This window comes from Streptomyces sp. AJS327 (genome assembly GCF_013450295.1).
Taxonomy (GTDB): domain Bacteria; phylum Actinomycetota; class Actinomycetes; order Streptomycetales; family Streptomycetaceae; genus Streptomyces.
The window spans coordinates 1528957-1552805 of the sequence record NZ_SKBR01000002.1 but is presented as its reverse complement, the minus strand read 5'-3'; the positions used below and the strand labels follow the sequence as shown (position 1 = coordinate 1552805).

At 76.3% G+C, this 23849-nt stretch carries 5 protein-coding genes (1 of these 5 running past the window's edge); all 5 read right to left on the bottom strand.

All coding sequences use genetic code 11. The features are described 5' to 3' along the window. Tightly spaced (each overlapping or abutting the next), the 5 genes in view from E0L36_RS16205 to E0L36_RS16185 form a layout consistent with a single transcriptional unit that may run on beyond the window. Nucleotides 1–405: the start of an SDR family NAD(P)-dependent oxidoreductase gene (locus E0L36_RS16205; protein WP_180929724.1), read on the bottom strand. 7788 nt of this gene lie to the left of the window's left edge; the window shows 405 of its 8193 coding nt (coding positions 1–405); it begins with the start codon at nt 403–405; the stop codon falls past the left edge of the window. Then, on the bottom strand, nt 402–7970 hold the full coding sequence (locus tag E0L36_RS16200; RefSeq protein ID WP_180929723.1) for an SDR family NAD(P)-dependent oxidoreductase: 7569 nt from the start codon (nt 7968–7970) through the stop codon (nt 402–404). Before E0L36_RS16200 ends, E0L36_RS16205 begins: the two co-directional genes overlap by 4 nt. Beyond that, nucleotides 7967–21520 carry an SDR family NAD(P)-dependent oxidoreductase gene (locus E0L36_RS16195; RefSeq protein ID WP_180929722.1) on the bottom strand — a complete coding sequence of 4518 codons (13554 nt, stop codon included), beginning with the start codon at nt 21518–21520 and terminating at the stop codon, nt 7967–7969. The genes E0L36_RS16200 and E0L36_RS16195 overlap by 4 nt, the downstream gene beginning before the upstream one ends. Next, the gene (gene fabD, locus E0L36_RS16190) at nt 21517–22383 is read right to left on the bottom strand and encodes an ACP S-malonyltransferase (RefSeq protein WP_219636577.1); all 867 of its coding nucleotides are present in this window, start codon (nt 22381–22383) and stop codon (nt 21517–21519) included. Before fabD ends, E0L36_RS16195 begins: the two co-directional genes overlap by 4 nt. After that, nucleotides 22380–23849, bottom strand: a complete 1470-nt coding sequence (locus E0L36_RS16185; RefSeq protein ID WP_180929721.1) for a PfaD family polyunsaturated fatty acid/polyketide biosynthesis protein — start codon at nt 23847–23849, stop codon at nt 22380–22382. Before E0L36_RS16185 ends, fabD begins: the two co-directional genes overlap by 4 nt.

Sequence of the window (23849 nt, the reverse complement as noted above, 5' to 3'; positions counted from 1 at the left end):
GGCCGCCGCGAGGTGCTCGGCCGTCGCCCGTGGTGAGGGGTGGTCGAAGAAGACCGTGGGGCTGAGGGGAGCCCGGAGGTCCTCCTCCAGGCGGTTGTTGAGGCCGACGAGGTCGGCCGAGGTGAGTCCCAGCGCGGTGTACGGGGTGGTGTCGGTGTCCGGCGTCAGCGGCGGCAGGTCGGGGCGGAGCCCGGCCAGCGCCTCGCGGACGCGGGCGAGCAGCGCGGCCGCCCGCTCCGGAGCGTCCCCCGCGGCCTCGCTGGCGTCGGCTCCGGCGGTGTCCGCCCCGAACTCTCCCCGGTACGCCCGCAGTTCGGCTCGGACGGTCGCGCGGTCCAGCTCGCCCCGCTGGTAGCGCTCCAGCAGGGCGCGGACGTGCGTGGCACCGTCGGGTGGCGGCGTCATCGGCGCTCCTCCTGTCGTGCGGGGCGGCCCGGGTCCCGTCCCGGCTCTCGCTGTTCGGTCAGGTGCCGTGCGGCCTCGCGCACGGAGAGGGATCCCGCGTCGAGGCGGTCCAGCAGCGCGTCGACGGGGTCCGGTCCGGCGGCCGGTGACGGCCGGTGGTCGAACACCGTGGGGGGCGACGGTTCGCGGGAGGGCCGGTGCCGCGGGTCGGCCTCCTCCAGCACGACGTGGGCGTTGGTGCCGCCGAAGCCGAAGGAGGAGACGCCTGCCCGGCGCGGCCCGCTCCCCGCCGTCCAGGGCGCTCCGCGCTCCAGCGGCCGGAAGGGGCTCCCGGCGAACTGGAGCCTCGGGTGCGGGTGGACCAGGTGGAGGGTGGGCGGCAGGTACCGCTCCCGCAGCGCCAGTACCGACTTGATCAGCGAGGCGGCGCCTCCCGCGTGCAGCAGCGCCCCGAGGTTGGACTTGACGGACCCGACGCCGCAGAACCCCCGCTGTCCGGTGTCCCGCCCGTACGCCAGGGACGCGGCGTCGATCTCCAGCGGATCGCCGAAGGCGCTGGCCGATCCGTTGGCCTCCAGATGGCCCACGGAGTGGCCGGGGACCCGGGCCGCGTCGAGAGCGGTGGTGATCAGGTCCACCTGGGCGTCGCGGCTGGGCGTGGTCACCCCCACGGTCCGGCCGTCGTTGTTGACGGCCGAGCCGAGGACGGTGGCGAGTACCCGGTCCCCGTCGGCGAACGCGCGGTCGGCGTCCTTGAGCAGCAGCAGCCCGATCCCCTCCCCCAGGGCGAAGCCGCTGGCGTCGCGGTCGAAGACGCGGGTGTGCCCGTCCGGTGAGAGGACGCCCGCCCGGGCCAGCCCGAGGTGGGTGAAGGGGTCCAGCAGGAGGTGGACGCCACCGACGACGGCGAGTTCGCAGTCGCCGTCGCGCAGGGCGCGGGCGGCCTGGTGGACGGCTACGAGCGCCGAGGAGCAGGCCGTGTCGATCGTCTGGGACGGGCCGCGCAGGTCGTAGGCGTGGCTGACCCCGGCCGCGATCATGCTGGGCAGGGTGCTGATCAGCAGTCGTGAGGTGGGCTCGGCGCCGGAGCGGAACCGGGCACGCGCATGGTCGTTGGCGGTCGCGCCGAGGAAGACGCCGACGGACCGGCCGGCGACCTCCTTGGGCCGGTAACCGGCCCCGTCCAGCAGGTGGCGGGTGGTCTCCAGAGCCAGCGCCTGCTGCGGGTCCAGCCAGGCGGCCTCCTCCTCAGGCACGCCGAAGTGCGCGGCGTCGAACCCGAGTTGGTCCGCCGCGAGGTATCCGCCCAGCCGGGCGGCGGCCACGGCCTCGGACGGGGCGCCCCGCGCCCAGTCCTCCTCCCACCGCCCCTCGGGAACCCGGCCGACCACGGCACGGCCGTCGGCGAGCAGCCGCCAGAACGCCTCCGGCGTGGACGCCCCGGGGAAGCGGCAGGCCACCCCGATCACGGCGACGCGGTGCGCCCCGCCGGCCGGGGCGGACGCGGAGGCGGGGGCGGGGGCGGGGCCTCCGGGGACCGGCCGGGCGGCGCTCACCCCGGACGGTGCGTCCGGTTCGGCCGCCGGGTCGGGCGACGGTGCCGGGTCGGGCGACGGTGCTGGGTCGGGCGACGGTGCCGGTGCCGGGTCGGGGTCTCGCTGCGCGGGAGCGTGGCGGGCGATCTCCGCGGCCAGCTCGCGGACCGATCCCCCGTCGGTCAGCAGGGCGGGCGGCAGCGCCCGCCCGAAGTGGGCCTCGACGCGGTCGAGCGCCTGCATGGCGACGACCGAGTCGATCCCGTAGTCGGAGAGTTCGTCCTCCGGCGCCAGCTCCTCGGGAGACAGGCGCAGGAGGTCCGCCAGGATCCCGAGGACCGTCCGCTCCACCTCCGCGCTCCCGGCGGAGGCGGAGGTGTCCACGGGCGAGACGACCGGTGGCAGTGGCACGGGTGCTCCGGAGACGGACTCGGAAACGGGTACGGACTCGGGCTCGGAAACGGGTACGGACTCGGGCGTGGGTTCGGGCTCGGGCCCTGGCTCAGACACGGATTCGGTCACCCGGCCGAGGCGGCGTTCCAGCCGCGCGCGGTCACCACGGAGCACCACGAGGTGGGGGCCCGCGTCACCGCCGACCGCGTCCGCCAGGGCGTCCAGGCCCTCCCCCGTCTCCAGGAGGGCCAGCCCCGAGGACTCCAGAACGGCCGCCTCCCGGTCGGCGGGCACCCGCATCCCCCCGTCGCGCCAGAGCGGCCAGTCGACGGAGACGGTCACACCGTGCCGGGTCCCCTCCCGGCGGAGTTCCGTACGCCGGGCGGCGAACGCGGCCAGCGCCCGGTTGGCCGCCGCGTAGGCGGACTGCCCGACGCTGCCCAGCGGAGCGGCGACGGAACCGAACAACACCAGGTAGTCCAGCGGCAGTTCGGCCGTCACCTCGTCCAGCACCCGGGCGCCGGAGACCTTGGGCCGCCACACCTCGCGGAAGGCGTCCAGGTCCCGGGTGGCCAGGAGCCCGTCCCTGAGCACCCCGGCCGCGTGGAGGACGCCCTTCAGCGGCCCGCCCCGCTGGGCGTGCTCCACGGCCTCGCGCACCGCGGCCTCCGAGGTCACGTCACCGGCCAGGTAGTGGACGTCGAGACCGTCGGAGCGCAGCGCGCCGACCCGCTCCAGGGCCGCCCCGCTCAGCCGCGAACGGCCGAGGAGCACGACCCGTACGCGGGCCTGGCGGGCGAGGTGCTCCGCGACGAGCAGCCCGAGCCCACCGGCGCCGCCGGTGACCAGGTAGGAACAGCCCGGGCGGGCGAGCGGCCGGTCCCGGGTGAGCTGACCGCCGCCGAGTGGCTGATAGGCGGGGACGTGGCGCGTGCCCCGGACGTCGTACCGGACCTCGGGGTCCGCCGCCCCCTCCATCTCCTCCAGCAGGCACCGGGCCCACGACTCCCCGGCCCCCGGCCCGTCCTCCTCCAGGCGCACACAGGTGGCCAGCAGCTTCGGCTGCTCCAGCCGGACGGTTCGCGCCAGCCCGGCGAACGCGGCGGACGCGGGGTCCTCCGTCCGCGCCGGGTAGCCGAACACCATCGGCAGCGGTGCCCTCCCGGGCGCCGCGGCGAGGACCTTGCACAGCAGGACGGCGGACTCCAGCGGCGCCTCGGGGGGCCACGGGCCGTCGTGCTCCGGCCGCCACAGATGCAGCACGCCGTCCAGCCGCACACCGTGGGAGGCGAGTCGCGCGAGCACGGCCCTGTGGTCGCTCTCCTCGTGCGGCGCGATGACGTAGGAGTCCGCGCCGAGAGCCGCGAACTCCCGCCCCGGGCGGATGGTCACCAGCCGGTCGCAGCGCGCGCGCAGCGCCTCCGCCAGCCGATCGTCGTCCACCAGGGCCAGCAGTGTCCCGGCGCGGTGGGGGGCGTTTCCGGTCAGCGGCGCGGGCGACCACACGGCGCGGTAGGGCAGGGCGTCCCCCGGGAGCGGCCGCAGCCCCAGCTGTCCGACGGAGGCGAGGACGGTGCCGTCCTCGCCGGTCACCCGCACCCGGAAGGTGTTCCCGCCGCCGGGAAGCCGCGTCACCTCGGCCACGCAGGGCCCGGTGAGGGTCACGGGCAGGGTGACGTCCTCCGCGAGGAAGGGCAGGCCACCGGAGCGCGGGCCGGTCAGCCGGGACGCGTCGCCGAGCAGCCCGGCCACCGCCTGGAAGGCGCCGTCGAGGAGCACGGCGGCGTCCTCGGGGCCCTCGCGGGCCGTGTCCAGTTCGGCGAGCGCCCGGTCGGGGCCGAGGTGGAGGCTCCGGACCAGGCGGAGGGAGGGGCCGTAGTGCCAGCCCCGGGCGCCGAGTTGGCGGTAGACCCACTCCGTGGTGCGGCTCTCGGAACAGGACGACCGGAGCCGGTTCAGGTCGAGCGGGGGCTTCCCGGCACGGCCGGACGCGGGACCGCCTCGCTCCCGGTGGGCTGACAGCCACCCGGTGGCGTGCGGGGTGGCGCCCTCACCGGTGGTCAGCGACGCCTCGGCTCCGTCGGCCGTGGGCCGGAGGGTCACGGTGACCTCCGTCGGGCCGTCCGCGCGGAGCGGCGCCAGCCAGCGGAAGCGGGTCAGGCTCAGTTCCTCGTCCGGCGGCACGAGCCCGAGGGCGCGGGCGGCCTCCCGCACCATGGCCAGCTGGACGGTCGCCGGTACCAGTGGCCGTCCGAACAGCCGGTGGTCGTCGAGCCAGGACTCGTCACCGTCCAGGAGGACGGTGGCGGTGGGCCACCCCTCCGCGGACTCGCCGGTCCCCGTCACGCGCGGGGCGGAGCGGCCCGGTCGCGACGGCGGCGGTGCCTGACCGGACCCACGCTCGTCGATCCAGCAGCGCCGCCGGGCGAAGGGGTACGTCGGCAGGGACACGATGGCGCCCGAGGTCGCTCCGCCCAGGGCCCAGTACCCACCGTCCCCGGCGACCCAGGCCTCCGCCACCGCCGCGGCCGAGCCGGGGCGGTTCCCCGGGCGCGGGGCGGCCGCCCCCGGGCGGCGCGCCCGCCCCGCGAAGTGGACGACGGCGGGCTGGCGGCCCGCGGCGTAGGCGTCCAGCGCCTCGGCGAGCTCCGTCACGTCCCGCACCACGAGGGCGAGCCGGCTCTCCATCGCCTCCCGGCCGATCTGGAGCGTACGCGCCACGTCGGTCAGGGCCTCCGGGCGGTGGCGGAGGAACCGCCCCATCCGGGAGGCGAGTTCACGGAGGCGGTCCTCGTTCCGGGCGGACAGCGGCACCACGACCTCGGTGCCGGGGCCGGACGGGTCGGCCGCCGGGGCGGCGGCCGCCGGGTACTCCTCCAGCAGCAGGTGCACGTTGGCCCCTCCGGCGCCGAAGGCGCTGACGCCCGCGCGGCGGGGCAGTTCCCGCCCGGTGGCCTGGTCGGTGGGGCGGCGCCACGGCTCGGCGCGCTCCACCAGGCGGAAGGGGCTGTCGGCGAAGTCGATCCTGGGGTTGGGCGGGCTGGCGTGCAGGGTCGGGACGAGTTCCCCGTGCCGGAGACAGAGCAGGGTCTTGATGAGGGAGGCGATACCGGCCGCGGCCTCCAGGTGGCCGATGCCGGACTTCACCGAGCCCAGCCCGCAGAACCCCGTCTCCCGGGTGGACTTGCGGAACGCGGTGGTGAGGCCCGCGACCTCGATCGGGTCCCCCAGGGCGGTCCCGGTGCCGTGGGCCTCGACGTAGCTGACGCTGCCGGAGGGGACCCCGGCCCGCTCGTGGGCCTCCAGTACCAGCCGGGCCTGCGCGTCCGGGCTGGGTACGGAGTACCCGCCGGTGCGCCCGTTGTGGTTGACGGCCGAGCCGCGGATCACGGCCAGGACCCGGTCCCCGGCGGCGACGGCGTCGCTTAGCGGCCGGAGCAGCACGGCGCCGACGCCCTCGCCGGGCACGTACCCCTCGCCGCCCTCGCCGAACGCGCGGCACGCGCCGTCGGCGGAGAGCATCCGCAGCGCGGCGAGCTTGAGGTACTTCGACGGGTGCAGCGAGAGGTTCACACCGCCCGCGAGCGCCATCCGGCACTCGCCCCGGCGGATGCTCTCACAGGCCAGATGGACCGCGTTGAGGGAGGAGGAGCAGGCGGTGTCGACGGCGAGGCTGGGGCCCGAGAGGTCCAGGGCGTAGGAGACGCGGTTGGGGATGGCGGAGAACCACGAGCCCGCCAGCTGGTCGTTGCCCTGTAGCCGCTGTTCCAGGCCGAACAGCTGGTAGTCGCTCCACATGGCACCGGCGAAGACGCCGACGGCGCCGCCCGTGGCCTCCCGGATCCGGTCCGGCGCGTACCCGGCGTCCTCCAGGGTCGCCCACGCGGTCTGGAGGAACAGGCGTTCCTGCGGGTCCATCATCTCCGCGTCCCGGGGGGAGATGTGGAAGAAGAGCGGGTCGAACTCGTCGGCGCCGTCGATGAATCCGCCCCACCGGCTGTAGGTCCGGCCGGGGGTGCCGGGCCGGGCGTCGAAGACGTCCTGCCAGCGCCACCGCTCGGGCGGCACCTCGCCGACGTGGTCGCGTCCCTCCCGCAGCCCCTCCCAGAACTCCTCCAGGTCGCGTGCGCCGGGGAAGCGCCCCGCCGCGCCGATCACCGCGATCGCGCCGGACGGCCACTCCTCATCCGTCGCCGGGGCGGCCGGGACGGTCACGGGGAGGCCGGGTCCGGAGACCGCGACCGGGTCGGGGATGGCGGCGGACGGAAGGTCGGCGGCGGCGGGGGCGGTCGCGGAGATGGCGGCGGGGGCGGGGTCCCCCGGGGGCCCGAAGGTCTCCGCCAGGTGGGCGGCGAGGCGGAGCGGTGTCGGGTACTCGAAGAGCAGCGTCGGGTACAGGGCGGTACCGAGGCGCTCCCCGAGGCGCTCCCCGATGGTGAGCAGGTCGAGGGACTCCAGGCCCAGATCGTAGAAGCCGCGGTCGGGGTCGACCCGCGCGGCCGGGTCGCCCCGACGCTCGGCGACCAGCTCGCCGACGACCGCGAGCATCCGCTCCGCGCCCCCCTCCCCGGGCTCCCCTGGCGCCCCGGACTCTCCGGCCTCTCCCGGCACTTCGGCGTCCCCGGAGGGACGCGGCGACGTCGGGGGGGCGGCGGGTGCGGGGGCGGCCGGGTCCTCGCCCGACCGGCTCGGGGTGGCGCGCCGCACGTGCGCGGCCGCGCGCACGCGCTTGGCCCGGAAGCCGAGCAGCGCGACGGCGGCCGTGGTGGCCTCCGGCTCGGCGAGCAGGATGTCCGCGCCGAGGGTGTCGTCGGCGATGCCCCCGGCCGGGGGGTGGGGAACGACGACCCGGCAGGCTTCCGGCAGCGGCCGGTCCACCCGGACCGTCTCGACGAACAGCGGGATGAACGGCCGTGCGGCGGACCGGCGTTCCTCCTCGCCCAGGGACCAGAACGGCAGCAGCGTGGCGAAGTCGAGGAGGACGGGGTGGGCCAGGAAGTCGTCCAGCGCGGCGGTCGCCGCCGCGTCCAGCCGGGCGTGCGCCCACGCGGGCCCGGGGGCCTCCGCGACGCCGAGTCCGACACGTCCCCCGGCCTTCATGAACGTCCCGTGGTGGATGCCGAGTTCCCGCGCGAAGGCGTACAGCGCGTCCGCGTCGTGTCCGGTCCCCGGCCCCTCGTGGGACGGGAAGGACGGGATGTACGCGGGGGGAGCGGTGGCGGGCGCCGTGCCCCGGCGTGGGTGGACCTCGCACTGGAACCGCTCGGTCCACTCGTCGGCCGCCGGGGTCCCGCCGTCCCGCGCCCTGGTGGCGCTGGCCAGACGGAGCGTCAGGGTCCCGTCGGTGGCGGTGGAGAACCGGACGCGCAGCAGGTGGTCCCGTCCCGCCTCCCCCGTGATGGGCGAGCGGAAGAGGCAGCGGCGCAGTTCGACCACCTCGGGGGGCGCCCCGAGGTGGCGGACGGCCCGCAGCGCCAGGTCCAGCAGGAAGACGCCGGGCAACACCGGTACGTCGTGGACGAGGTGACCGGTCAGCGGTTCCGCGTCGCCCGGGAGCGTGGTCTGGAACCCGCGGCCCGCCAGGCCCGCCAGCACGTCCGGTTCGGCGCCGTCCGGGTGGGTCTCGAAGGTGGTCACGGTGCTCCCTCCTCGGGGACGAACTCCTCCAGCGCCAGCAGCGCGCGGCGCGCCGTGCCGGAGCCGTCGCCCGGCCGGCCGGCCGGAGCGGCGTCGTGCGCGGGGGCGCCGGGACCGGGCCACGGAGCGCGGTGGGCCACGGTGGGGCGTTCGAGCCAGAACCGCCGCCGCCGCATCGTGGCGGGCGGCAGGGCGGCCCGGCGGGGCCGCCAGACGGCGCGTTCCTCGGCGGTCAACTCCCGCAGCACGGCGTGGGCGTTGGTGCCGCCGAAGCCGAACGCGCTGACTCCGGCGCGGCGCGTGCCGTGCCGGGGCTCCCAGTCGCGCGGCGAGACGCAGGGGAAGAACGGCGAGGATCCGAAGTCGAAGCGGGGGTTGGGGGTGTCGCAGAAGAGGGTCGGCGGAATGCGCCGGTTGGCCAGGGCGAGGGCTACCTTGTGGAGTCCGGCGACACCGGCGGCGGCCAGCAGATGACCGATGTTGGACTTGACGCTGCCCACCGCGCAGTAGCCACGGTCCTCGGAGAACTCCCGGAAGACGGTGGTGAGCGCCTTCAGCTCGATGGGGTCGCCGATCATCGTGCCGGTCCCGTGCGCCTCGACGTAGGACACGGTGTCGGCGCTGACCCCGGCCGTGGCCAGCGCCCCGGCGACCAGCTCCCGCTGGGCCTCCGGGCTGGGGGTGGTCAGGCCCATCGTGCGGCCGTCGTTGTTGACGGCGGTGGCCTCGACCACGGCGTGCACGCGGTCGCCGTCCCGCAGCGCGGCGGCCAGCGGCTTGATGAGCACGGCCCCGGCGCCCTCGCCCAGCACGATCCCGTTCGCCCCGGCGTCGAAGGCGCGGCAGCGGCCGTCGGGGGACAGCGCGCGGGAGGCGCTGAGCTTGAGGTACGGCGTCTCGTCCAGCAGCAGTTCGACGCCGCCGACCAGGCACATCTCGCTCTCCCCCGCCTGGAGCGACCGCATTCCCAGGTGCAGCGCGGTCAGGGCGGAGGAGCAGGCGGTGTCCACCACGAGGTGGGGGCCGCGCAGATCGTAGACCTGCGCGAGCCGCGCCGCGATGAAGTTCTGGTTCAGTCCCGTCGCGGTGGCGGGCCCGGGGACGGTGACGCGCCGCCCGTAGTCGCCGGACACGGCGCCGACGAACACCCCTGTGCGGGTACCGGCCAGCTCCTCGCGCTCGATCCCGGCGTCCCGGAACGTGGCGTCCGCGGTCTCCAGGAACAGCCGGATCAGCGGGTCGAGGTGGGCGGCCTCGGCTTCGGCGACGTCGAAGTACCCGGGGTCGAACAGCTCGACGTCCTCCAGGAATCCGCCCCACTTGCTGACGCTGTACCCCGGGTGGTGCCCCGGGCGGTACAGCCGCTCATGGTCCCAGCGGTCCACGGGCACCTCGCGCACCGCCGAGCGGCCCTCGCTGAGCAGCCGCCAGAAGTCCGCCAGGGTCGGCGCTCCGGGGTAGCGGCCCGCCATCCCGACGATCGCCACGGCGCCGTCGGCGGCGGGTGGGGCGCCGGAGACGCCAGGGGTGGTCGGGCTGGGCGCCGGAGGCGCCGCCGGTCGTGGCGCGGGAGCGGTGGGGCCGAGGTGGGCGGCCAGCGCGTCCAGGGTGTCGTGCTCCAGGATCACCGACGGGGAGACGGTCCGCCCGGTGAGGCGTTCGAGGTGCCGGACGAGCCCGGCGATCAGGATCGAGTCCACGCCCAGTTCGGCGAAGGTCGCGCCGCTCTCCAACGCCTCACGGGAGACGAGCAGTTCCTCGGCCAGCAGTCCGGCCAGGACGTCCCGGGTCTCCCCCGTGGCCGCCTCCGCCGCCGGGCCCGGCGGGACCTCCGCCCCGGGCTGCGCCGGTGCGGGCGGCGTCCCCGGCGCGGCGGGCGCCAGCAGCCGCGCGGCGTCGAAGTCCTCCGAGACGGCGAGCCCGAGCGTGACCGGGTCGGGGCCGCACAACGCCCGTTCCAGCAGGTCGAGTCCGGGTTCCGGGTCGAGCCCTGCCAGCCCGGCGTCCCGGTAGGCGGCCGCGCTCACCTCTCCCACACCGGCCCCGCGCCAGCTGCCCCACGCCACGGACCGGTACGCGGTGCCCGGCCGGTGGCGCGCCGCGTCCTCGGCGAACGCGTCCAGGAACGCGTTGGCTCCCGCGTAGGCGGCCACCCCGGCGCCCAGCGACGGCACCGTCGCCGAGACGGACGAGTAGAGCACCACGAAGTCCGGGCCGTCCCCGGCGAGCAGCCGGTCCAGGGTCAGCAGACCACCGCCCTTGGGCTCCCAGACGCGGCCGACGTCCGCCAGCTCCTGCCGGACGAAGGGTTCCGGGGCCCGGGGCACCACGCCCGCGCAGTGCACGAGCCCGGCGATCGGGCCACCGCGCGCCCGCGCCTCGTCGAGGAACGCCGCCAGCTCCCCGGTGTCGCCCGGCGCGCCGAGGTGGTACCGGACGTGGGCCCCGGCCCGCTCCATCCGCCGTATGGCCGCCACCACCGGGGCGCGCTCGTGCCCCTCCCGCAGGACGTCGTCCCACGACTCACGGGGCGGCAGGGGACGGCGGCCGGTCAGGGCGATACCGCGGGCGCCACGGGCCACGAGCCGTTCCGCGACGGCCAGTCCGAGCCCTCCGGTGCCGCCGGTGATCAGGTAGGTGCGGTCGGGGTGGACGGCGAAGGGGCCGAACCGACCCGGCGCGGTGGGGAGGTCGCCGGACACGGCGTCGGTGAGGACCGGGACGGCACGCTGGCCATCCCGGTAGCGGACGGCGGGCTCGCCGGGCGCCGGTGAGCGCAGCAGCGCGATCTCCCGTCCGGCCGTCTCCAGCAGGGCGGTCGCCGTGCCGTCCGCTGGCGGGTCGATCTCCACGGAACGCGCCGTGACATGCCCGTACTCGGCGCCCAGGGCGCGTACCAGCGCGGCCGTCCGGCTGGCGGCCGGGCTGCCGGACGGGCCGTCGGGGCGGGGGACCAGCCAGAGCAGGGTCACCGGCCGGGGGCCCGGCCTCCGGGTGGCCAGCGCGCGGACCAGGGTGAGCGCGGCGGTGTCCCGGGGGGCGAGCGGTCCGGTCCGTCCGGCGGCGGGATCGTCCGAAGCGGCGTCCAGGGCCGAGAAGTTGACCAGTCCGTCGATCCGGGGGTGGGTCCGGAGGAGGTCCGCGGTGAGTCGCGCCACCGCGTCGCCGTCGGCGAAGTCCACCTCGTACTCGTGACGCGCCAGCCTCGGGAGCTTCGACGGTTCGCGGACCACGACCCAGGTCACCCCGGGTACGGCGCCGAGCGCCGAGGTCACGGACGGGATCTGCCCGGCGCCCGCCAGCGCCAGCCACACCTCGCCGGGGTCCGCCTCGCGCGGGGCGGGCCCGGCCGCGCTGGGGCGCCAGACCCGCCGCAGCAGGCGGGTTCGCGGGCCGGGGGCCCGCTCCTCCCCCGCGACGCCGGCGGGCGGGGATACCGGCGCTCCGGTGACGAACGGGGAGGGCACCCGGTGGATATGACGCTCGAAGGGATAGGTGGGGAGCGGAACGCGCCGCTGGCCTCCGGCCGTTCCGGCCGTGACGAGCGTGCCGTCGGTGACCCAGCGGCCCGCGAGGTCGAGCAGCCGGGCGCGGTCCGCCCCGTCCTCGACCGTCAGCTCCTGGCTGGCCCGGCGCCCCGCCAGCCGTCCGGTCCGCAGCGGCGGGCTCTCCTCACCGGCCAGGAACGCGGTGAGCGCCGTGGCGGCCTCGGCCGGGGCGCCGGCCACGAGGGCGAGCCGCTGGGGCAGTTCGGGGCGGCCGACCCGCAGGGTGTGGGCCACGTCGGCGAGCGGGACGCCGGGGTCGAGGTCGCCGAGCGCGTCGCGCAGCCGTCGCGCGTAGCGGTCCAGCGCGGCCTCGTCGGCGGCGGACAGCACCAGGAGCTGGGGGCCGGAGGGGGCGGGGGCCCGTTCGGCCCGCGGGGGCTCCTCGATCACCACGTGCGCGTTGCTGCCGCCGAAACCGAAGGCGGACAGCCCGGCCCGTCGTGGGAGCGGGCGGCCCTCCCCGTCCAGCGGCGGGGTCCAGTCCCGCGCCTCGTCGACCACGTAGAAGGGGGTGCCGTCCAGCCGCACGTACGGGTTGAGGCCGGAGAAGTGGAGGTTGGGGGGCAGCGTGCGGTGCCGCAGGGCGAGAACCACCTTCAGCAGGCCCGCCACGCCCGAGGCGGACTCCAGGTGACCGATCGCCGTCTTCACCGCGCCGAGTCCGCAGCGCGGCTCGGGCACACCGTCCGGGGCGAAGCGGCCGAAGGCGGAAGCCAGCCCCTCGACCTCGATGGGGTCGCCGAGTTCGGTGCCGGTTCCGTGGGTCTCCACGAAGGAGACCGACCACGGTGAGACGCGGGCCGTCTCGTAGGCGGCGGCGATCACGTCGGCCTGGGCGGCGGCGTTGGGAGCGGTGAGGGAGTGGCCGCGCCCGCCGTGCCCGACGGCGGTTCCCCGGATGAGGGCGTGGACGGTGTCGCCGTCCCGGAGGGCGTCCGAGAGGCGCTTGAGGACGACGACCCCCACGCCCTCCCCCCGGACGTAGCCGTCCGCGTCCCGGTCGAAGGTGGCGCACCGGCCCGCCCGCGAGAGCATGCCCGCCCGCTCGAAGGACTCGTACCAGGTCGGGGAGAGCAGGACGTTGGTGCCTCCGGCCAGGGCCGTGCCGCACTCGCCGCCGCGCAGCGCGAGCACCGCGCGGTGCACGGCGGCCAGCGAACTGGAGCAGGCCGTGTCGACCGCCTCGCTGGGGCCACGGAGGTCGAGCAGGTGCGACAGGCGGTTCGGCAAGACGCTGTGCACGTTGCCGGTGGCGGTGAGCCCGGTCACCTCGCTGCCCGAGCCGCCGAGCACGTCGAGGTGGTCGTGGAGGCTGGCTCCGGCGAAGACACCGGCGCGCTGGCCCGCCATGCGTCGCGGGTCGTAACCGGCGTGTTCGAGGGCCGTCCATCCGGCCTCCAGGAACAGGCGCTGCTGCGGGTCCATCGTCAGCGCCTCGCGGGGCGTGACGCGGAAGAAGGCGGCGTCGAAGGCGTGGACGCCGTCGACGAAGCCACCGCGGCGGGCCGTCTCCCCCCGGTCCCACCGGTCCTCCGGGGCGTCGCTCACCAGGTCGCGCCCGGTCACCAGGTTGTCCCAGTAGGCGTCGAGGTTCTCGGCGCCGGGAAAGCGGCAGGCCGCTCCGACGATGGCGATCGGCTCGGACGACGGGCTGGCCGCGGCGTCCGCCGGGAACGGTTCAGCGGACGGCTCCGGCCGCTCCGGTACGGGTCCGGCCCCCGGCTCGGGCGGCGCGGGGGTTTCCCCGTGCGACGCGGGCGGGGACGCGGGCAGGTCCGGGGCGGGTTCGGCGGCGGGGGCGAGGGCCGTGGCGAGCGCCGGGCCGTGGTCGCGGAGCAGGACACCGGCGAGTTCGGCGACCGTCGGGTTGTCGAAGAACACCACGGGTGCCAGGTCGAGCCCAAACTCATCGTTGATCAGGTTGGCGAACTCGGTGAAGAGCACGGAGTCGAAACCGACGTCGCCGAACTCGACGTCGGGCTCGACGTCCGAGAGCGAGACCTTGAGCAGCCCGGCCGCGATCCGGCAGAGCGCGGCGTTCAGCGCCGGAGCGAGGTCACCGGCGGCCGGGGGCCGGTCCGCCGACCGCTCCGGGGCGGCCCCCGCCGGGCCACCGGGGGCGGGGTCGGCGCCCCCACTACCGGTCAGCGCCTCCAGCGTGCGCGCGACGCGGTCCCGGTCCCCCTCGCCCACCAGGACCACGGTCTCCCGGGTACGCAGCGCCGTCTCCAGCGCGCTGAGCGCCGCGGGAGTGGACAGCGGGGTGAAGCCCGTGGTGGTGGCGGTCAGCCGGACGACCTGGTCGTCGGGGCGCATTCCGCCGTCCCGCCACAGTGGCCAGACCATCGACAGGCTGCGGCCCGCGCGGGTACCGGCCGCGACACGCGCGGCACGCTGTTCGGCGAACGCGTCCAGGAAGCGGTTGGCCATGGCGTAGTCGCTCTGCCCGGCGTTCCCCAGGGTGCCGGACGTCGAGGACATCAGCACGAACAGGTCGAGGTCGTCGTCGGCGGTCGCCGCGTCCAGCGACGCGGCTCCGCCGACCTTCGGCGCCAGCACCCGCTCGCAGTCGCTGAGCCGCTTCTCGGAGACCAGGGCGTCCGCCAGCACACCGGCGGCGTGGAACACGCCGTGCACCCGGCCGAAGCGGTGCCGGACCTCCGCCACGGCCCGCCGCGTCGCCTCGGGGTCGGTGACGTCCACCCGGAGGTGGACGGCGCGTCCGGCGCCGGGCGCCTCCTCCTCCGGCGGTGGCGCCGACCGTCCCAGCGCGACCACGGTGGCCCCGTGGCTGGTGGTGAGGTGGCGGGTCAGGGCGCGCCCCACTCCCCCGGCGCCGCCGGAGACGATGTACGTCCCCCCGGCCCGGAACGGGCTCCGCTCGGTGACCGGTCGCGGATCCGGGGTGAAGCCGCGCACCTCGCGCCCGGCGCCGACGCCACGGACCTCCGCCGCTCCCGAACCGCTCTCCGCCACCAGGTGCCCGGGGGTGGGAGGCGTGTCGTGCGGGACCTCGACCCGCGTGCAGCGGAAGTCGCCGCTCTCCCGGCCGACGGACAGCCCGAACGCCCCGACGGCCACGGCGAGCGGCTCGTCGGCGGCGGGCGGCGTCAGGCACAGGTACGTCACCGGGCGGCCCTGGTGGACGGCGGCCCGCCCGAGTTCGTGCGCGGTGCCCAGCCGGGCAGCGGTGTCCCCGGCGTTCTCCCAGGGGCCGTAGTCCACGACGAGCAGGGGCGCCCTCGCACCCGTCGACTCGCCGTCACCGGCGGGGGGTTCCGCGACGAGCCGTGCGGCGTCGAGGCGCTCGGCGACGGTCAGCCGCGCGACCCGGACGCGGCCGGACCCGGCGGCCTCCCGCCACTCCGCGCCCCGGCGGGGGTCGCCGGTGAGCACCAGCGTGTCCGGCGCGGGGGCGGCGGCGGGCCCGGTCAGCCGCCGCTCGCGCCAGGCGGGGGCCCACAGCTGGGGGGCGGGCGCCTCCGTGGCGCGGGACGCGTCGCCGCCGGCGGGGGACGGCGGCAGCAGCACCAGGTCCCGGAGTGTGAGGGCGGTCCGCCCGCCCACGTCGGCGACGCGGACGTCGCAGCGGATCATCTCGGCGTCGCAGCGGGTGAAGGTGACGTGCGCCCGGCACCGGCCCACCGGGGCCCGGTGCACCGTCAACTCGCTGACCGCGTACGGCAGATAGGCGCCCGGCAGCCCACTTCCGACCACCGTCGCCTGGAGCGCGCCGTCGAGCAGCGCCGGGTGGAGGACGAACCGCTCCGTCTCCCAGCCGGGGGCCGCGGGCACCTCCACGTCGGCCAGCGCCTCCCGGGTACGCCGCCAGAGGGCGTTCACCGAGCGCAGCCCGGGACCGTAGTCCATGGCGCGGTCCCGCAGCGAGCGGTAGACGGCGTCGGCTGTCAGGTGGCCGTCCCAGTCGCCGTCCTCCGGGTCCGGGAGGGGTGGCGGCTCGGCGGAGGGGACGGGGTCGGCCCGCACAACGCAGCGGGCCAGCCGGGCTCCGTCGCGCTCCCGGAAGAGGATCTCGGCCCCCTCGTCCGCCGGGCGGGCCGTCAGTTCCGCCAGGAAGGGGTCCCCGGCCACGGCGATCGGCCGGGACCAGACCATGCCGCTGATCCGGGTGGCGCCGGGCACGCCGTGGCGGCGGGCCGCCCGCAGGGCCAGCTCCAGGTACAGCACGCCGGGCAGCAGGGGCCGCCCGCCGATGACGTGGTCCCGCAGATAGGGCTCGGAGCCGTCCCAGCCCAGCTCGGCCCGGCCCGCGTCCCAGGACCGTTCGCCGGGCAGCGGGGCGTCCGCCTCCGCGACGGCGCTCGCGGGAGCTGGCGGGGGCGCCGCGGTGGTCCCCGTGGACGGCGCCTCCGCCGTCGGCAGCCAGTGGCGCACCGGCTCGAACGGGTAGGGGGGCAGCGGTACCCGGTGGGCACCGGCCACGGGAGGCAGAACGCGGCTCCAGTCGATCTGGGCGCCGCGTGCCCACAGTTCCGCGAGCTTCTCCCACTCGCCCCGGGACGCCAGTTCCGCGAGGAAGGCGGTGGCCGCCGCGCCGCCGTCGAAGACCCCGTTCAGCGCCGAGGCGCCGTGCGCGCGGCCGGAACGGGCCCCGTGTGGCGCGTCCGGACCGTGCTCGGCCAGCGCGTCGAGGGCGTCCAGCAGTTCGTCCAGGCCGGTCACCGGGAAGGCGACCCGGGTCTCCAGGGCCTCCCGGCCCACCCGCAGGGTGTGCGCGACATCGCGCAGCGCCGGGCGGTCCGCGCCGTCGGAGAGCCACGTCCGCAGGCGCCGGGCGACCCGTGCCAGCCGATCCCCGGTGCGGGCGGACAGCACCACCAGTTCGCGGCCGCCGCCCGGCTCCGGAGCGGGTCCGGGCTCACCGTCCCGGTCGTGCGTGAACTCCTCGACCACCACGTGCGCGTTGACCCCGCCCGCCCCGAAGGAGCTGACGCCCGCGCGCCGTGGCCCGTCGGCCTCCCAGGGGGCCGGGTCGCCGGGGACGAAGAACGGCGTTCCCTCCACGTCGAGCGCCGGGTTGAGCTGCCCGGCCCCCAGGGACGGCAGGAGGGTGCGCCGCCGCATCTGGAGCACGACCCTGGTGAGCCCGGCGATCGCGGCGGCCGGTTCGAGGTGCCCGATGTTCCCCTTGACACTGCCCAGGGCCAGCGGCGCGCGGCCGGGGGCGCGCGAGCCGAAGACCCTGCCGAGGCCACGGAACTCGATCGGGTCACCCAGCGGGGTCCCGGTGCCGTGGGCCTCGATCAGGGTGACGGAGTCCGGCTCGACACCGGCCGACCGCAGCGCGTCCCGGACCAGCGCGGCCTGGGCGTCGGGGTTGGGCACCGTGAAACCGCTCGTCCGGCCACCGGAGTTGGTCGCGGTCCCCCGGATCACCGCGTGGACGTGGTCGCCGTCCCGCAGGGCCCTGGAGAGCGGCTTGAGGAGCACCGCCCCGGCGCCCTCGCCCATCACCATCCCGTCGGCCGCGGCGCCGAACGCCGCGCAGCGGCCGGTGGGCGACAACATGCCCATCTGGGCGTACTGGAGGTGCCGGGAGGGGTGGAGGATGAGGTTGACGCCGCCGACGAGCGCCGCCGACACCCGGCCGTTCCGCAGGTCCTCGCAGGCGAGGTGGAGGGCGACCCCCGAACTGGAGCACGCGGTGTCCACGACGAGGCTGGGCCCCGACAGGTCGAGGAAGTACGAGACGCGGTTGGCGATCTGGTAGTTGGCCGCGTAGGGGAGGGAGCGGTCGCCGCGGAGCGCGGTCCCGGCGCCCAGCACCGCGTAGTCCTGTGCCATCGCTCCCACGTACACGCCCACGTCGGGGCCGAGGCTGGCCCGGGTGAGACCGGCGTCCTGGAGCGTCTCGTAGGCGACCTCCAAAAAGAGGCGCTGCTGCGGGTCCATCAACTCCGCCTCGCGCGGGGAGATCTGGAAGAACAGCGAGTCGAAGCGGTCCGGTTCGTCCAGCAGACAGGCCCAGCGCCGCGTGCCGTCGTCCGGCGGCGCGGCTCCCCGCCATCGGCCGGCGTCCACCTCGCGCACGCTGTCGTGGCCGCGCGCCAGGTTCCCGGCCAGGTCCTCCAGGGTGGGGGCGTCGGGGTAGCGGCCCGCCATGCCCACGATCGCGACGGGTTCGCCGGGCGCGGGCGGCGCCTCGTCACCGGCCGGACCGGCGGTGGGGGTAGCGGGTCTGGTGCTCGCGGGCGCCACCGGCCGCTCCGGGACCTCCGGCCGGGTGGACCGGTCGGGCCGGACGTCCTGGGCCACCTCCGGGGCGTCGGGGGCGTCCGGGGCGCGGCGCGTGCGGTGTCCGGCGATGGCCTCCGCGACCTCGCCCAGGGTCCGGTGCTCGAACAGCAGGGTCTGGGGCAGCCTGCCGAAGCGGCTCTCCAGGCGCGCCGTCAGGTCGACGATCGTGAACGAGGTGAGGTCCAGCTCCTCCAGGGTCACCTCCGGCCCGAGCCGTCCGGCGGGCACCCGGAGCACCTGGTGGAAGACCTCCCGCAGCGCCCGCGCGACCTCCTCCTGACCGCCGGCCGGGCGGTCGTCGCCGTCGTTCCGCCCGTCGCCCCGCCCCGGAGAGCGGTCCGGGGCGGCGTCCCCGGCGGTCTCGCGTTCGGCGCGGCGGAGCACCTCCGCGAGGTCGCTCAGCTCCTCGGGGATCGTCCACAGCGCGCTGGACCGGGCCCCCGCCGGAGCGGCGGAGTGGGTGGGTGTGCCCGGGGTTTCCGGCGGCTCGTGGTGGGCGGCGGGCGAGAAGGTCACCGCCGCGGCGTGCGCCGCCGGAAGCCGGAAGACGGTTCCGGTGGCGTCCTCGACGGCCTCGGCGGCGTTTCCGGCGGCGACCTCCTCCAGGAACCGCCGGGCGGGGGCGTTCCGCTCCGTCGGCCGGAACGGCAGTTCCACCGTGTCGAGCCCGGCGCGTACGGCCTCCCCGGCGACGTGTGCCAGCAGGGCGTGCTCGACTCCGCGTCCGAGTACCCGGCAGCTCATCATCAGGGAGTCCACGACCAGGCTCCGGCCGGACGGTTTCGCGGTGGCGACGCCGACCAGGCCGTAGGCGCCGAAGCGGTCGCTGACCTCGGCGACCCAGCACCCGGGTGGGTCCTCGCCCAGGGCGCGCACCTCGGCCTCCGAGCGGCGGAGGGTGGTGGTGTTGAACTGGTTGGTGCGGTAGCTGAGTTGGGATATCCGGGCGTGCTGTCCGGGCGCGGCGGGCGCGATGTCGACACGGAGGCCGAGTCCGTCGATGAAGTCCGCGTAGCTCATCGCCGACTGGCGTACGCTCTCCCGCCGCTGGCTCGCCCGGTAGGTCTCGGCGCGCTGGCGGTCCTCGTCGGTGACCTCCAACTGGTCGAACGCCCACAGGTGTTCGACCGCGGCGGCGGCGCCGGAGGCGTCGGCCGGCAGGGTGAGCGCCAGCACCTGGGGGTGCGCGGCGGAGACCTCCGCCGTCTCCAGGGGGTTGTCGTCGAGGAAGACGAACGCGTCGAGACCCAGGCCGAGTTCGGCGGCGAGGGAGGCGAGGTTCTCGGACTTGGGCAGCCAGTTGACGCGGTGCGCGGCGAGGTGTTCCGCGCCGATCGGCAGGTCGGCGCGGCGCAGCACCGCGAGGACGTCCGCCTCCTCGTTCTTGCTGCACAGGCAGAGCAGCACGCCCCGGTCACGCAGGCCCAGCGCCCACCGCTGGAGTCGTAGCCGTCCCTCCTCGACGGTGACCCCGCGCGTGCCGTCCTCGCCGCAGACCCCGCTCCACAGGGTGTTATCGCAGTCCAGGACCAGCACCTTGGCGGGTGGCTGGGCCAGGGCCCGCACCGCCCGCGCGGTGACCGTGCCGAGCGCGGTGAACGCGAGGGGGGTGTAGGGGATGTGTCCCAGGCGTTCCCGCTCGGGGTCGTGGTGTCCGGGAACGCGGTACTGGTCGCCGAAGTGCCGCCAGTCGACCACGTGCGCGCCGGGGACGTCCGCCAGGTCGGCGCGCAACGTCCGCTCGGCGGCGGCCAGTTCCGACGCGCGGCCGGACGTGCCGGAGTTCCCGGGCGAGGCGGGAGCGAGCACCACGAGCAGCGGCACGGCCGCCCGGGGCGCGAAGCCGCGTACGGCGTCGGTGAACTCCCGTACCGTGCGCTGGCTTTCGTCCTCCGGCCAGTCCTCCAGCCGCAGCAGCACCACGTCGCAGCCGCGCGGGTTGGTGGCGAACGCGCTGCCGGGAACGAGTAGTTCCTGGAAGACCTGGCCGTAGGGGGCGAACTCCACGTCCAGGTCGAGGCCGAGGTGGGTGAGCCAGAACTCCAGTGCCGGGGCGATGGGTTCGGCGGTGAAGGTGGCGGCCACCACCAGGCTGCCCCGGTCCGCCACCTCCGGCTCCGCGCCACGCCCCTCCGGCCGGGGAGGCCGCCGGTGGGGGAAGTCGCTGAGTGTCTCGACGCGGCCGGGTGTGGTGCCCGCGAGCAGGGTCTCGACGAGGGTCACCGCGGCGTCCTCCACGGGCAGCGCCTCGTCGTCCGCGCGCATCGAGTGGGTCAGCGTGGTGCGGAGTCGCGGCGGGCGTGCCAGCACACCGCCCACCGTGGGGAGTTGGGCTACCAGAGCACGCAGCAGGCCCTCGGTGGCGGCCTTCGCGGTGACGTAGTGGGGCCAGTCCGGCGGGGGGTCGTCGAGGGCGCTCGACGAGAGGGCGAGCACGCGGCCGCCGGACCCGGCCAGTTCGCGGGCGAACGCCGCCAGCGGAACCTGGACCAGGGCCAGCGACTGGTGAACGAACTCCAGGAGGCGCAGCCCGTCGTCGGCCGCGAGGTCCATGTCGTGCAGGGGCGGGCAGGCGTTCAGCACCAGGAGGTCACAGCGCCCGTGGGCGGTGACGATCCGCTCCCGCAGCTCCCGGCACCAGTCGGGATCACCGGCGTCGCCGCGTACCGGGACGACCCGCCCGGCCAGCGTCCCCAGGCCGTCCCGGACCGCTTCGGCCTCCTCGTCACTGCGCTGGTAGGCCAGGTAGACGGTGGCGCCCTGCTGGGCCAGCGCCTGGACCAGGGCCGCGCCCAGTCCCCTGCTGCCGCCGACCACCAGCGCCACCCGTCCGGTGAGCCGCCCGGACGGGGCCAGCAGCGCGGCGAGACGATCGGGCGCCGTGGGTTCGGCGCCGCGCCGGGAGTGGACGTGGAGTTCGACCTCGGCGACGGTGGCTCCACCGCCGGGGGCGGACAGTTCCCCGTGGACGGTCACGGTGCGGAAGCCGGGGTTGAGCGTCGTCACCTCCGCCCGGGCCGCCAGCGGAACGTCCCCGGACAGCGCCGCGTCCGCCCCGCCCCGGGGGAAGGTGGCCGCGAACCGGAGGAGCAGCGAGGAACGTCCCGGGTACTCCATCCCCGCCAGGTAGCTGGCCCAGGCGAGCGCCGCGGCGTGCCGCGCCGTCACGCCGCGGTGCCGGACGCCGAGTTCCCTCAGGAGCCGCCCCGACTCCGCCCAGTCCGGGGCGTATTCGTGGGCTCCGCCGCCTCCCGGGCGCAGTTCGCCGAGACCGGGGTCGGCGGGTGTGGCGCGCGGGTGGACGCCACCGCCCGTCGTGGGGGCGTCCGCGGGGGCGGGGCCGGTGGCGAGGACCGCCTCCACGGTCAGTACGGGCCGCTCTCCGTCGAGGAGGGTGACAAGGACGAGGCGTTCGCCGCTCTCCCCCGCTCCCGTGTCCTCGCCCTCCCGCGCGTCCCGCTCGGCGAGGGTGCGCCGGTAGGACCGTCCGGGCACGAGCGGGCCGGGGAAGCGGGCCTCGACGCGGACGAGCCGCTCCCCCTCGCGGTCGGGGATTCCGGCGAGGGCGGCGAGGGCTCCCAGCGCCCCGTGCGCGAGCGGTTCGCCGAACGGCGTGCTCCGGGCGTAACCGCCGTCCGTGTGCAGCGGGTTGTGGTCCCCGCTCGCCTGGGCGAAGGCCGCGACCTGACCGGTGCCGACCCGCACCCGTTCGGTGCCCGCCGGTTCCGCGGGGTGCTCACTCACGCCGCCGCCTCCGCCCTGCTCTCGCGGAGCTGTCTGAGCAGTCCCGTCAGCACCCGGCCCGGGCCGACCTCGACGACGTCCCCGCCGGGCTGGTCCAGGGCGTAGCCCACGCACTCCGTCCAGCGCACCGGCTCGACCAGCTGACGGGTGAGCAGTTCCCCGAGGGACGCGTCCTCGTGCGGGCGGGCGGTGACGTTCGACAGCACGGGGATCTTCAGGTCGTTGAAGCGGTACGACCGGAGGAACGCCCCGAAGCGCTCCGCCGCCGGACGCATGTGCGGCGAGTGGAAGGCTCCGCTGACCGGCAGGGACACCACGCTGCGCGCGCCACCGTCGACGAGCGGCCCCCGCAGGGTGTCGTGGAGGCCACGGGGCCCCGAGAGGACCACCTGGCGTGGCGCGTTGAGGTTGGCGACCGTCACCCCCTCCGGGGCGACGTCCGCCAGCAGCTCGGTCACCCGCCCGGCGTCCAGCCCGATGACGGCGCACATGCCGCCGTCCCCCGCCTCGGCCATCAACCGCGCGCGCTCCGCCACCAGTTCGAGGCCCGTCAGGAAGTCGAAGGCGCCCGCGGCGAAGAGCGCGACGTACTCGCCGAGGCTGTGGCCCGCGAGCAGGGAGGGCACGATCCCGGTCTCGCGCACCCGCTCCAGGTAGGCCAGGGACCCGGCGACGTACAGGGCGGGCTGGGTGTACCGGGTGTCGCCGAGCCGCTCCGCGGGGCCGGAGAGACAGAGGTCCGCCACGGAGTATCCGAGAACGGAGTCGGCCTGCCGCACCAGGTGCGGGTACCGCCCGAAGGCGGCCTCCCCCATCCCCACGCGGTGCGACCCCTGGCCGGGGAAGACGTAGGTCGTGGTCACAGTGCCGCTCCCGGTTCCGCGAGAAGGTCCCGCCCCGTACGGGGTCCGGTGGTGGGCGCCAGGGCGCCGGTGAGCGCCCGGAGCCGCTGGTCGAGGAGGGTGGCGGCACCGGTCATCAGCAGCTCCGCGATGTCGTCGGGGTGCCGGGCGCGCCACGGCTCGTACGGGGTGCCCCGGACGAACTGATTGAAGGCGCCCATGGCGGGCCCGCACTGGATCTGGAAGTCGACGCGGCGCTCGGTGGTCCCGCGCTGCGCCAGCCGGTTGGCGTGGACGAAGTACCACTTGAAGACCAGCGCCATCCGGTGTTTGGGGCTGGCCTCGGCGCGTTCCACCTCCGAGGGCAGCGTGCGGGCGTAGTGCTCCCGGGTCTCCCGCCACACCGCGTCGAAGTCGCGCCCGAGGTAGCGGTCCTGGATCTGGCGGGCGGTCCGCTCGTCGATGTCGTCCAGGCTGTCGTGGCGCCGGTAGACCTCGTACAGCTTGTTGGCGCGGGCAGGGAAGAAGAGGCCCTTCCTGAGCACCTGCACCCGCGCCCCGACTTCGAACATGTCCCCGGCCGGGACCATGGTGGTGTCCGCGACACCGGCGTCGGCCAGCAGGTCCTTCGCCTCGTCGCTGGTTCCCGCCTCGACGGTGCACTGGTTGACGCTGCCGGTCAGCACGAAGTCCGCGCGCAGCACGAAGGCGGCGGCCGCCGCCTCGGGGGTCCCGATCCCGCCCGCGGCGCCGACCCGTACGTCAAGGCCGCCGCGCTCCCGGGCGGTTCGGTCGCGCAGCGCCACCAGGTCGGGCACCAGGGCGAAGGCGGCGCGCTGGTCGGTGTGTCCCCCGGAGTCGGCCTCCGCGCAGATGTCGTCGGCCATCGTGATCCCGGGGGCGAGGGCGGCCTCCTCCTCGGTGATCTCGCCCGCCGCGCGGAGTTCAGCGACCAGGGAGGCGGGTGGCGGAGCGAGGAAGGCGGCGGCGATCTCCGGGCGGGACACCTTGGCCATCACCGAGTTCCGCGCCCGCACGGTGCCGTCCGCGTCCCGGCGCAGCCCGGTCACCCGGTAGCGCACCAGGGGGCGGGTGATCCGCACGTAGGCCGCGGCCTCCACCCGCCGGACGCCGTGGGCGAGATAGACGCTGACGACCTCGTTCTCCAGCGCCGGGTTCTCCGGGCTGCACAGCAGGTTCGCCCCGAAGGCCCCACCCTCCCCCAGCTCGCGGCCGATCCGCCGCACCGCCTCGGCCACCCGGTCCGGGCGCAGCCCGCCCGCGCCGAAGTAGCCGAGCAGTCCGGCCCTGCCCACCCGGACGACCAGCTCGGGGGAGGCGATGCCCTTGTACATCGCGCCCGTGACGTAGGCGTACCGCACCCCGTGGGCCTCCCGGAACCGGGAGCTGCCGAGCGCCTCGGGACGCACCCGGGAGGGGCCGTCCCCGGGCTCCACGGGAGGGCCGTCGGCCGACCATCCGGACAT